An 11,418-nucleotide genomic window follows, 5' to 3' on the forward strand; every position below is an offset into this window, starting at 1 on the left:
TGCGCTCGTCTTGACGCGCCGCCGTCGTCGTTAGCAGGTCAACCGTCGTTAGACGGCGACCTTGGCCTTGATGTGCGGGTGCGGGTCGTAATCGACCAGTTCGAAGTCCTCGAAGACGAAGTCGTCGATGGTGCGCCGCGTCGGGTTGATGCGCATGGTCGGCAGTGATCGCGGCTCACGGGTGAGCTGCTCGCGTGCCTGGTCGAGATGGTTGTGGTAGAGGTGGGCATCGCCCAGCGTGTGGACGAACTCGCCCGGCTCGAGATCACAGACCTGCGCGACCATCATGGTCAGCAGGGCGTAGCTTGCGATATTGAACGGCACGCCAAGGAAGATGTCCGCGCTGCGCTGATAGAGCTGGCAGGAGAGCCTGCCGTTGGCCACGTAGAACTGGAACAGGAGATGGCAGGGCGGCAGGGCCATCTCGGGCACGTCGGCCGGGTTCCAGGCCGTGACGATCAGCCGGCGCGAGTCCGGATTGCTCTTGATCTGCTCGATCACCTGGCCGAGCTGGTCGATGGTGCCGCCGTCGCGGTCAGGCCAGGAGCGCCACTGCGCGCCGTAGACCGGGCCCAGGTCGCCGTTCTCGTCGGCCCACTCGTTCCAGATGCGCACCCCGTTGTCCTGCAGGTAGCGCACGTTGGTATCGCCACTGATGAACCACAGCAGCTCGTGGATGATTGAGCGCAGGTGCAGCTTCTTGGTGGTCAGTGCCGGGAAGCCTGCCGAGAGGTCGAAGCGCATCTGGTGGCCGAAGACGCTGCGCGTGCCGGTGCCGGTGCGGTCGTCGCGGTCCACGCCGTTATCGAGGACGCGCTGCATCAGGTCGAGATAGGCCTTCATTCGGAACTCGTGGTCGGTTGGGTGTGAGCGGGGCGGTCCATGATACCGCGGCGATAGGCCCAAGCCAGCAGGGCGATCCCGGCGACGATCATGGGGGCGGAAAGCAGGTGGCCCATGGTCAGCCAGCCGCCGGCAAGGTAGCCGATGTGCGCATCCGGCTCGCGCACGAACTCCACCGCGAAGCGGAACACGCCGTAGCCGAGCAGGAACAGCCCGGAGACCGCCATGCGCGGCCGTGGCTTCATCGAGAACACCCACAGCAGGACGAACAGCACCAGCCCCTCGAGGAAGGCCTCGTAGAGCATCGACGGGTGGCGCGGCTCGGGGCCGGCTCCCGGGAAGACCATGCCCCACGGCAGGCTGGTGGGGCTGCCCCACAGCTCGGCGTTGATGAAGTTGCCGATCCGGCCGAAGAACAGGCCGATGGGCACCAGCGGGGCGATGAAGTCGGTGACCGTGAAGAACGCCAGGCCCTGCCGGCGTGCGTAGAGGCCCATGGCCACCAGCACGCCCAGTAGCCCGCCATGAAAGCTCATGCCGCCGTCCCAGAGCGCGAACAGGCTCAACGGCGAGTCGATCAGCATGCCCGGCTGGTAGAAGAGCATGTAGCCGACGCGTCCGCCGACGATCACGCCCAGCGCCCCGTAGAAGAGGAGGTCGTCGACCTGCACCGGGCTGACCGGCCAGTCGGGGCGACGGGCGCGCAGGCGGGCCAGCGCCCAGGCGCCGGCGAAGCCGAACAGGTACATCAGCCCGTACCAGTGGATGGCCAGCGGGCCGATCTGCAGGGCGATGGGGTCGATGGCGGGGTAATCCATGGGCAACGCGGTTCCGCGGTTGTGAATCCGCTGGGAGTCTACCAGTATCCGTGGGAAGGTCTGCACGAAAGCCATGCCGCTCAAGACACGCCCGGCGGGGCCTGGCGAGTCGCCCGTGCTCGGCGTTGCGATGTCTTGACGTGGCCACCGGCACGCCCGCGACATCGCGCCTTGATCACGAACGACTCGCCAAGCCTTCAGGGGCATGGCTTTCGTGCAGACCTTCCTTAACCACCCACCTCACGATCAGGGGCACCGGATGACCAATCCCCGCATGCTCGAATCGACGAGTCCGTACCTCCAGGCCCATGCCGACAACCCGGTCGAGTGGTATGCCTGGACCGACGAGGCGCTCGCCCGTGCCCGCGACGAGGATCGTCCGATCCTGCTGTCGATCGGTTATGCCGCCTGTCACTGGTGTCACGTGATGGCGCGCGAGAGCTTCTCGAACCCCGAGATCGCGGCGGTGATGAACCGGCATTTCGTCAACATCAAGGTCGATCGCGAGGAACGTCCCGATCTCGACAAGACCTTCCAGACGGCCCACGCGCTCCTGAATCAGCGCGGTGGCGGCTGGCCGCTGACCGCGTTTCTCAACCCGGACGACCTGACCCCGTTCTTTATCGGTACCTATTTCCCGGCCGAGCCGCGCTTCGGCATGCCCGGCTTTGCCGACCTGCTCGAGCGGGTGCGCCGTGTCTACCGGGAAAAGCGCGAGCAGACGCGCGAGCAGGGCGTGGCGGTGCATCGGGCCTTGAGCGCCACCCCGCCGGGCAGTGACCAGCTGCCGCCGGTCGCGATCGCCGATGCCGCCCGTGCCCGCCTCGAGGAGGCGCTGGACGAGGAGCACGGCGGCCTGGGCGGCGCGCCGAAATTCCCGCAATTGCCGATGCTCGACTTTCTGATCGACGAGGCCGCCGCCCGGGGTGCGGACGGAAACGGGCGACTGGAGCACGCCGTGGCCGCCCTGTTGGACGGTGGGCTCTTCGACCACCTCGATGGCGGCATTTTCCGCTACTGCGTCGATGTCGACTGGACCATCCCGCACTTCGAGAAAATGCTGGTGGATAACGCGCAGTTGCCCGACACCCTGTCGCGCTTTGCCCTGCTGGCACCGGATGACACCGAACGCCGGACCGTGATCGAATCGCTGCTCGAACGCGGCATCGATCATTTCCTCGACCGCATGCGCCTGGCCGACGGCACCTTCGCCGCGAGTCTGGATGCCGACACCCAGGGTGAGGAGGGCGCCACCTACCTGTGGACGCCCGACGAGGCGCGCGAGGTGCTGGAATCGGCCGGGGTCGATCGCGCCGTCATCGAGGGCTTCCTGGACGAGTACGGGCTCGAGCAGCCGGCGAATTTCGAGGGCAAGTGGCATCTGGCGGCCGTACGTCGTGCCAAACGCGTTGGGGCGGTGCGTCCGCTGGCCGAGGCGATTCGTGGTCCCTTGCTGGCACGCCGCGACACCCGTCCCCAGCCCAGGCGTGACGACAAGTCCCTGTTGGGGTTGAACGCCCTGCTGGCCACCGGGTTGATACGGGCCGGCAATCGACTCGGACGGGACGATTGGGGCACCCGTGGACTTGATCTCCTTGATCGACTGGTGCCGACGGTGACGGTCGTGGCGGACCTGCCGACCGGGCATCTCGACGGTCGCCCGTCGGTGCCCGCCTTTCTCGACGATCTCGCCTTGCTGCTCGAGGCCGAGACCGAGGCCTTCTTCCGCGTGCCCGACGTCGACCGGCTGGCCCGCATCGAGGAGATCATCGACACCATCACCGAGCGTTTCGCCGATCCCAGCGGCGCCTTCCGGCTCAGTCACCCGGGCCACGGCGCACCGGTGGCGGGGCTGGTGGTGTTCACGGACGATGCCCAGCCGGCCGGAAACGCGGTGTTCGCCGACGCGCTCACCCGGCTTGGATATGTCCTGGGGCGGACCGATTGGCTGGAGCGGGCCGAGGGCATCTTCCGGGCGGCGGCCGGCTCGATCGAGCGGGCACCCCAGGTGCATACCCGCCTGCTCGCCGCCCTGCGGCGCTTCCACCAGCCGGGCACGGCGGTGGTGATCAAGGCCCAGGACATGGCCGCCTGGCAGCAGGCGATCGGTGAACTGCGCGCCCGTGGCGTGGCGGTGATCGCCACCGGCAGCGACGAGGTGCTGGCCGACAAGCCGCTGCCGGAGACCGGCTCGGGGCTGGCCTACGTGTGTCGCGGCACCGCCTGTCTGCCGCCGGAGCCCGACCCCGAAGGCCTGCTCCGGCAGTTTCGCTAACCCCGCAGGCGGCGGCGCCGTTCGTCTCCCGAGTGTCATCCCGTCATCGGATCGACATCGTCCCGTCACGATGTTGCCAACTCCCCTGCCCACCCTTGGTGGAGTCGATACCGTCAGGGGAGACCAACCATGCAGCGAGACCAGGCAAACCGGCGTGGCCGGTTGAATCAGTCGGCGGGGCTCTCGGTGGCCTTCGCGACCACGACCGCCGATCGCGAGGCCTGTTACCGATTGCGCTACCGGGTGTTCGTCGAGGAGATGGGTGCCGCGATCCCGACCGGACACGGCGGCCTGGAGCGCGATGCCTTCGATCCGCACTGCCACCACTTGGCGGTGCGTAATGCCGAGGGCGAGATCGTTGCCTGCACCCGGGTGCTGACCGATACCCAGGCCTGCCTGACCGGCGGGTTCTACTCAGAGCAGGAGTTCGATCTGGGCGGGATTCGCAAACTGCCCGGCCGGGTCATGGAGATCGGGCGGACCTGTGTCGATCCGGAGTGGCGGCGGGGCGGCACCATCGCCGCGCTCTGGGCGGGGCTGGCCCGTTTCATGGCGGACAACCGGTTTGCCTATCTGATCGGCTGCGCGTCGATTCCGATGGATGATGGTGGGGCGACGGCCCGTGCGATCACGGACCGCCTGATCGCTCGCCACCTAGCGCCCGCGGAGCGACGGGTCCGGCCGCGTCGCCCCTTGCCGGCCGCAAGCGCGGCCTCGAACACGACATCAACGCGACTGCCGCCCCTGTTGAAGGCCTACATGCGACTGGGTGCGACGGTCGGGGGCGAGCCGTGCTGGGACCCGGCGTTCGGTTGCGCCGACCTGTTCATCCTGCTGGAGAGTGCGGACCTGCAGTCGCGCTATCTGCGCCACTTCGTCGAGCGACGTCGGGCGCCCGAGCCGCGATCGGCCGGGACGCACATCGCAGCCTGACGGTCAGTCCTCGGGCTGGCGTTCGTTGCAGTAGGGGGCGAGTTCGTCGACCAGTGCCTCGAGGCCGAGACGGATCTCGCGCAGGTCCAGCTGGCGACCGGCGGGGAGGGGAGCTTCCGCGGGAGGCGCGGACGGCACGGTGTCGTTCCCGGCCTCGCCCTGCGGGTCGAGCGCCAGCAGGTTGCCGCCGCTCTGGCTGATGCGCTCGCGCATGTCGCGCACGGCTTCCAGCGCACTCGAGGACTCGCGCGAGGAGGCCTTGGGCAGGGCGGCGAGTTGCTGGCGGGCGCCGGCGATGGTGAAGCCCTGGTCGTAGAGCAGGGTGCGGATCAGGCGGATCAGCTCGATGTCGTGGCGTTGGTAGTAGCGGCGGTTGCCGCGGCGCTTGATCGGCTTGAGCGGTTCGAATTCCTGCTCCCAGTAACGCAGCACGTGCGACTTGACGTCGCAGAGCTGGCCGACTTCCCCGATGGTGAAGTACCGCTTGCTCGGGATCGGCGGGAAGGTGAATTCAGTCTTGCTCTGGGCCGTCATAGGCTTCCACCAGCGACTTGAGTTTCTGGCCGGCGCGGAAGGTCACCACCCGGCGGGCGGTGACGGGAATCATCTCCCCGGTGCGCGGGTTGCGCCCGGGGCGTTCGTTCTTGTCCCGCAGCTGGAAATTGCCGAAGCCGGAGAGCTTGATGTCCTCGCCCGATTCCAGCACCTGTCGCATCTCCTCGAAGAAGAGATCGACGAAGTCCTTGGCCTCACGCTTGTTGAGGCCAAGTTCGTTGTGCAGCGTTTCTACCAGATCCGCTTTCGTAAGAGCCATGTAAATCGGTTCCCGGGTTCAAGTCAACCGCGCAGCTCGACGTCGTGCTGGCGGAGGTGTTCGAGTATGTGGTTGATTGTATCGGTAATTTCGTCGTCGGTGAGGGTGCGTTCGTCATTCTGGAACACGAGCTTCACCGCGAGCGATTGCTTGCCCTCGGCCACGCCTTCGCCGACATAGCGGTCGAACGGCTCCACGTCGCGCAGGAACTCGCCACCGGCCGCGCGGATCGCGCTCGACAGGTCGCTGAAGGCCAGCGAGGTCGGCGTGACCAGCGCGAGATCCCGGCGGATGCGCGGGAACTTCGACAGCGGCGCGCTCTGCGGCAACGGCCGGGCGTCGATGCCGGCGAGTGACAGGCGGGCGGCGAATACCGGGCCCTTGAGGTCGAAGGCCTTGAGCGTCTCGGGGTGCAGCGCACCGATCTCGCCCACGGCGTGACCGTCGACCAGTATCTCGGCCGACTGTCCGGGGTGCAGTGCGGGGTGTGTGCCTGCACGGAACGACAGGGCATTGCCCAACCCGAGCCCCTCGAGCAGATCCTCGAGATCGCCCTTGATGTCGTAGAAATCGACCGGGCGGGTCGCCTGGCCCCACTGTTCCGGGGCGGCGTGGCCGGCGGCGACGAAGGCCAGTTCGCCGGTCTCGCGCGCGGTCTCGGCGGTCGAGCCGGCGAAGCGGTGGCCGGTCTCGAACAGGCGGATCGCCGGCTGCTGGCGCTTCTGATTGTGGGCGACCGCCTCCAGCAGACCCGGCCACAGGCTCTGGCGCATCACCGCCATCTGCGAGGCGATCGGGTTGGCCAGCTCGATCGGCGGGCTGTCGGGGGTGATCACCGCATCCAGTTCGCGGTCGACGAAGCTGTAGGTGATCGCCTCGAAGTAGCCGCGGTCGGCCATCAGGTCGCCGATGCGCGTGGTGGTGTTGTCAGTGGCCGCCGGCAGCCCGATCTCCGGGGTCATGCGGGTGATCGGCGCGCGGAACTCGTCGTAGCCGATCAGGCGCGCCAGCTCCTCGAGCAGGTCCTCGGGAATGGCGAGATCGAAGCGGCGGGTCGGCGGCACCACGCTGAGCACGTTGCCGTCAGTGGTCACCTCGCAGCCCAGCCGGGTCAGGAGATCGGCAGCGCGGTCGGTCGCCACCGGCAGACCCAGGCGGCGCTCGGCCCAGTCCATGTCCAGGGTGATGGCCGCCGGGGCGGACAGCTCGCGGCCGCCGGTCGCCTCGACCACCGGCCCGGCCTGGCCGCCGAGCAGTTCGGTGATCAGCTGGGCGGCGCGGTCGATCGCCTGGCGCGGCAGGCTCGGGTCGACGCCGCGCTCGAAGCGGAAGGCCGCATCGGTGGACAGACCGAAGCGCCGGGCGCGGCCGGCGACCGCCTCGGGGGTGAAGTGGGCCGACTCGAGCACGATGCGCCGGGTCTCGCCGGACACGCCCGAGGGCTGGCTGCCGATGATGCCGGCCAGCGCGATCGGGTTGGCGGCATCGGCCACCACCAGGCAGTCGTCCTCGAGGGTCAGCTCCTGCTCGTTGAGGCCCACCATTTTCTCGCCGGCCTTGGCCCAGCGCACGCGGATATCGCCGTCGAGCCGGTCGGCATCGAAGGCGTGCATCGGCTGGCCGGTCTCGAGCATGACGTAGTTCAGGAGATCGACGATCGGCTCGACGGTCGAGACGCCGGCGCGGCGCAGGCGCTCGGCAATCATCATGTCGGTGTCGCCGCGGGCCGGGATGGCCTCGATCACCTGGGTGAGGTAGACCGGGCAGGCATCGGCCGCCTCGATGCCTGCCGCGCGGGTCGATGTGACGCTCGCCGCCGGGGCGCGGGTCTCGGGGGCGTTGAGTGTGGCGTCGAACAGCGCGCTGCATTCCTGGGCCAGGCCGGCGATCGACAGCACGTCACCGCGGTTGGGGGTGATGCCGAGCTCGATCACGGCATCGTCGAGATCCAGCCATTCGCGCAGGTCACGGCCCACCGGGGCGTCGTCCGGCAGCTCCAGCAGGCCGTCGCGGGCGCTGGAAAGCCCCAGCTCGTCGGCGCCGCAGAGCATGCCGTGGGACGGCTCGCCGCGCAGCTTGGCCTTCTTGATCTTCATGCCGCCGGGCAGGGTGGCGCCCACCCGGGCCAGCGGGGCCTTGAGCCCCTCGCGGACGTTGGGCGCGCCGCAGACGACCTGCCAGGTGGTCTCGCCGTCGAACACCTCGGTGACGCGCAGCTTGTCGGCGTCCGGGTGCGGGCGCACGCTCTTGACCTCGGCGACGACGACGTTGTCGAAGGCCGGCGCGGCCGGTTCGATGGCGTCGACCTCGAGGCCGGCCATGGTCAGGCGATGGGCCAGCTCGTCGGTGTCGACCTGCGGGTCAATCCAGGTTCTCAGCCAGTTCTCGGAAAAAAGCATCGGGTGTCAGGTCCTCGGGCCTTGGTCCGGTCGGCCGCCGCGACAATTGCGGGGCCGGGCACAAATCGGTGGGTCGGCCGGTCACGCCGGCGCGACGGGAATCGGGTCTACTGGAATTGGCGCAAGAAGCGCAGGTCGTTCTCGAAGAACGCGCGCAGGTCGTCGACCCCGTAGCGCAGCATCGCCAGTCGCTCGACGCCCATGCCGATGGCGAAACCGCTCACCTCGGCCGGGTCGAGACCCACCGAGCGCAGCACGTTGGGGTGGACCATGCCGGCGCCCAGTACCTCGATCCAGCCGGTCTTCTTGCACACGCGGCAGCCCTCGCCACCGCAGTGGACGCACTGGATGTCGACCTCGGCCGACGGCTCGGTGAAGGGGAAGAACGACGGGCGCAGGCGGACGGCCAAGTCCTCGCGCTCGAACAGGGCGGCGAGGAAGGTCTCCAGCGTGGCGCGCAGGTCGGTGAAGCGCACGTTCTCGTCGAGGTAGAGCACCTCGATCTGGTGGAACATGGGCGAGTGCGTCATGTCCGAGTCGCAGCGGTAGACGCGCCCGGGGGCGATCACCTTCAGCGGCGGCTTGGTCTCCTGCATGGCGCGGATCTGCACCGGCGAGGTGTGGGTGCGCAGCAGGTGGTTGGCATCGAAGTAGAAGGTGTCGTGCATCGCCCGGGCCGGGTGGCTCTCGGGGATGTTCAGGGCGGTGAAGTTGTGCCAGTCGTCCTCGATCTCCGGGCCCTCGGCGACGCGAAAGCCCATCGCCTGGAAGATGGCGGAGACGCGCTCGGTGATCTGGGTGACCGGGTGCTTGGCACCGGGCGGGCGGCGCCGGCCGGGCAGGGTGACGTCGATGGTCTCGGCAGCGAGCTTGGCCTTGAGCGCCTCGGCCTGCAGTGTCTCGCGGCGGCCCTTGAGTGCGCCGATGACGCGATCCTTGACCGCGTTGATGGCTGCGCCCTGGGTCTTGCGCTCCTCGGGGTCGAGCTGGCCCAGGGTCTTCATCTGGGCCGTGATCGAGCCCTTCTTGCCGGTGTATTCCACCCGCAGGGCCTCGAGCGCGTCGAGGCTGTCGGCCGACTCGATGCGCGCCAGTGCGTCTTTCTCCAAGGTATCCAGGGAGTTGCTCACTGCGAAAACGCTCCTTCCAGTTGCTTTGCCACCCTTTGCCAGAGGCCGCGCGAACCGGCGTCTGGCAAAGGGCGTTATTGTGGCCTAAAGCCCAGTAAAATCAATGCCTTCAACGAAAAAAGGCGCCACGGGGCGCCTTCGAGAAGAACGGGAATGGGCGGCGAATGGCCGCCCGCTTCCGTGGCTGATCGAAATCAGCCGGCCAGGGCGGCCTTCGCCTTCTCGGCCAGGGCGGCAAAGCCCGGCTTGTCGTGCACCGCGATGTCGGCGAGGACCTTGCGGTCGACCTCGACGTTGGCCTTGTTCAGGCCATCGATCATCCGGCTGTAGGACAGGCCGTTGTTGCGCGCCTCGGCGTTGATACGGGCAATCCACAGGCCGCGGAACACGCGCTTCTTCGCGCGACGGTCACGATAGGCGTACTGCCCCGCCTTGATGACCGCCTGCTTGGCGGAGCGGTAGGTACGCGAACGGGCACCGTAGTAGCCCTTGGCCTTGTTCAGGACCTTCTTGTGCTTGGCATGGGCGGTTACGCCACGCTTGACTCGTGCCATGGTCTATCTCCTCACTTCTTGCCGTAGGGCATCATGCGCTCGACGAGCTGGACGTCGGCCTCGTGGACGTAGGCCGGCGAACCGAGCTGACGCTTCCGCTTCGACGATTTCTTCGTGAGGATGTGACGCAGGTGCGACTGACGACGCTTGACGCCGCCCGCGGTGATCTTGAACCGCTTCGCAGCCCCGCGATTAGTCTTGATCTTGGGCATGATCAACTCCAGTTCCGATTTGTTTTTGGATATCCGGCCACGTCGGAGTGGTTAACGTGCGCGGACGACTTGGCTCATTTTCCGGCCTCCCGGAAGCCAGAGCAGCCCGGGGCCAAAAAAGAGCGCCGAATCATACTCCTTTTGCCGCGTGCTTGGCAAGGCCATGGGGCGGACAAGCCGCCCGGCGTACCGGGAACTACCGGTGATACTCGCCGGCGCGCTCGGGCTGGAACAGTACTTCCTCGATGCGTACCTGCAACGTGCCGCCGCCCGGGCGCGGCCATTCCATCTCGTCGCCTTCCGACAAGCCGATCAGGGCACTGCCGATCGGGGCGAGGATCGAGATGGTGCCGCCTTCCGGGGCGACGTCGCGCGGGTAGACCAGCGTGAGGCGGAACTCTTCGTCCGATGAGGTCACGCGGAACCGCACCGTGGAGTTCATGGTGACCGTGTCGGGCGGGATCTCGTGCGGGTCGACCACGTCGGCGCGATCGAGCTCCCGGGCGAGATCCGCCTTGCCCGGGAAGGCGTCGGCCGGGGTCTGGTCGAGCAGCTTTTCCAGGCGTTCCAGATCGAGTTCGGTGATGACGATGCGTGGCTTGTCCATGTCGGTCGTTCCCCAATGGATGCCGCCCGCGACAAAGCGGGAGGGTAATGTAAAAAAACCCCGCCGGAAAGGGCGGGGTCGATTCGGGCCGGTCGCGGAGGCGCGATCAGGCCGGCACTACTTGTTCGTTCGCGGGGCCATCACCATGGTGGCCTGGCGGCCTTCCATGCGTGGCTTTTGCTCGACGGTGGCCAGATCCGACAGGTCTTCCTCGATGCGGGAGAGCAACTCGGCACCGAGGTCCCGGTGGGCCATCTCTCGGCCGCGGAAGCGCAGGGTGACCTTGACCTTGTCGCCGGATTCCAAGAAGCGGGTCGCGTTGCGCAGCTTGACCTGGTAGTCGTGATCTTCCGTGCCAGGACGGAACTTCACTTCCTTGACCTCGATCTGCTTCTGCTTCTTGCGCGCCTCGGCCGCCTTCTTGCTCTGCTGATACTTGAACTTGCCGAAGTCCATGATCTTGCAGACCGGCGGCTTGGCGGTGGGGGAGACCTCTACCAGGTCCATCCCGGCCGCGGCAGCGCGTTCCTTTGCTTCGTCCGTGTCGACGACACCAACCTGTTCACCGTTCTCGTCGACGAGTCGGACTTCCCGAATAGTGATCTGGTCATTGATCCTCGGGTCGTCGTTTTTGGCTGGACCCTTTCCGCGTTGTTGAGCGATGTTCGTACCCTCCAATCAGGTTTGAACGGAAATAGTACCCCAGAGCGTGGCGCTCCGGGAGGTTTGGCGAAAAATTAGCACATAAGGGAAGGACTGCACCAATCCGATGCCACTCTGGCCTGGCGAGTCGTTCGTGATCAAGGCGTGATGTTGCCGGCGTGCCGGCGGCC

The 11,418-nt window shown here is 67.3% G+C and carries 11 protein-coding genes and 1 pseudogene; 2 read left to right on the forward strand and 10 right to left on the reverse strand.

The window, feature by feature from the left end:
- Nucleotides 1-48 precede the first annotated feature (48 nt).
- Nucleotides 49-843, reverse strand: a complete 795-nt coding sequence (locus LV475_RS08650) for a thymidylate synthase (RefSeq protein ID WP_136865904.1) — start codon at nucleotides 841-843, stop codon at nucleotides 49-51.
- Nucleotides 840-1,661: a prolipoprotein diacylglyceryl transferase gene (gene lgt, locus LV475_RS08655; protein WP_136865905.1), complete on the reverse strand. Its 822-nt coding sequence runs from the start codon at nucleotides 1,659-1,661 to the stop codon at nucleotides 840-842. The genes LV475_RS08650 and lgt overlap by 4 nt, the downstream gene beginning before the upstream one ends.
- A 259-nt stretch (nucleotides 1,662-1,920) precedes the next feature.
- Here lgt and LV475_RS08660 point away from each other — a divergent pair, with 259 nt between their 5' ends.
- Complete coding sequence (locus LV475_RS08660) at nucleotides 1,921-3,936, forward strand: thioredoxin domain-containing protein (RefSeq protein WP_250106141.1); 2,016 nt, start codon at nucleotides 1,921-1,923, stop codon at nucleotides 3,934-3,936.
- A 129-nt stretch (nucleotides 3,937-4,065) separates the two neighbouring features.
- Nucleotides 4,066-4,869 carry a GNAT family N-acetyltransferase gene (locus LV475_RS08665; protein WP_250106142.1) on the forward strand — a complete coding sequence of 268 codons (804 nt, stop codon included), beginning with the start codon at nucleotides 4,066-4,068 and terminating at the stop codon, nucleotides 4,867-4,869.
- 269 nt (nucleotides 4,870-5,138) lie between these two features.
- Here the strand turns inward: LV475_RS08665 and LV475_RS08670 are convergent.
- The 8 genes and pseudogenes from LV475_RS08670 to infC all read right to left on the reverse strand — a co-directional run.
- Nucleotides 5,139-5,403: pseudogene (locus LV475_RS08670) on the reverse strand (MerR family transcriptional regulator); the annotation flags it as partial.
- A complete protein-coding gene (locus tag LV475_RS08675; RefSeq protein ID WP_125198477.1) occupies nucleotides 5,381-5,683 on the reverse strand; it encodes an integration host factor subunit alpha in 303 nt (100 codons plus the stop codon). The gene LV475_RS08675 and the pseudogene LV475_RS08670, both read right to left, overlap by 23 nt.
- Before the next feature lie 23 nt (nucleotides 5,684-5,706).
- Entirely contained in the window at nucleotides 5,707-8,082 is a 2,376-nt protein-coding gene (gene pheT, locus LV475_RS08680; protein WP_250106143.1) for a phenylalanine--tRNA ligase subunit beta, read from the reverse strand.
- Between the two features lie 107 nt (nucleotides 8,083-8,189).
- Complete coding sequence (pheS, locus tag LV475_RS08685; protein WP_136866069.1) at nucleotides 8,190-9,200, reverse strand: phenylalanine--tRNA ligase subunit alpha; 1,011 nt, start codon at nucleotides 9,198-9,200, stop codon at nucleotides 8,190-8,192.
- Nucleotides 9,201-9,406: 206 nt separating this feature from the next.
- Nucleotides 9,407-9,766, reverse strand: a complete 360-nt coding sequence (rplT, locus tag LV475_RS08690) for a 50S ribosomal protein L20 (RefSeq protein ID WP_058575633.1) — start codon at nucleotides 9,764-9,766, stop codon at nucleotides 9,407-9,409.
- An 11-nt stretch (nucleotides 9,767-9,777) separates the two neighbouring features.
- Complete coding sequence (rpmI, locus tag LV475_RS08695; RefSeq protein ID WP_125198480.1) at nucleotides 9,778-9,978, reverse strand: 50S ribosomal protein L35; 201 nt, start codon at nucleotides 9,976-9,978, stop codon at nucleotides 9,778-9,780.
- A gap of 196 nt (nucleotides 9,979-10,174) precedes the next feature.
- Nucleotides 10,175-10,585: a nucleoside diphosphate kinase regulator gene (gene rnk / locus LV475_RS08700; RefSeq protein ID WP_136865910.1), complete on the reverse strand. Its 411-nt coding sequence runs from the start codon at nucleotides 10,583-10,585 to the stop codon at nucleotides 10,175-10,177.
- A 117-nt stretch (nucleotides 10,586-10,702) separates the two neighbouring features.
- The gene (infC, locus tag LV475_RS08705; protein WP_284047274.1) at nucleotides 10,703-11,263 is read right to left on the reverse strand and encodes a translation initiation factor IF-3; all 561 of its coding nucleotides are present in this window, start codon (nucleotides 11,261-11,263) and stop codon (nucleotides 10,703-10,705) included.
- Nucleotides 11,264-11,418: the final 155 nt, after the last annotated feature.

Source organism: Guyparkeria hydrothermalis, from assembly GCF_023555375.1.
Taxonomy (GTDB): domain Bacteria; phylum Pseudomonadota; class Gammaproteobacteria; order Halothiobacillales; family Halothiobacillaceae; genus Guyparkeria; species Guyparkeria hydrothermalis.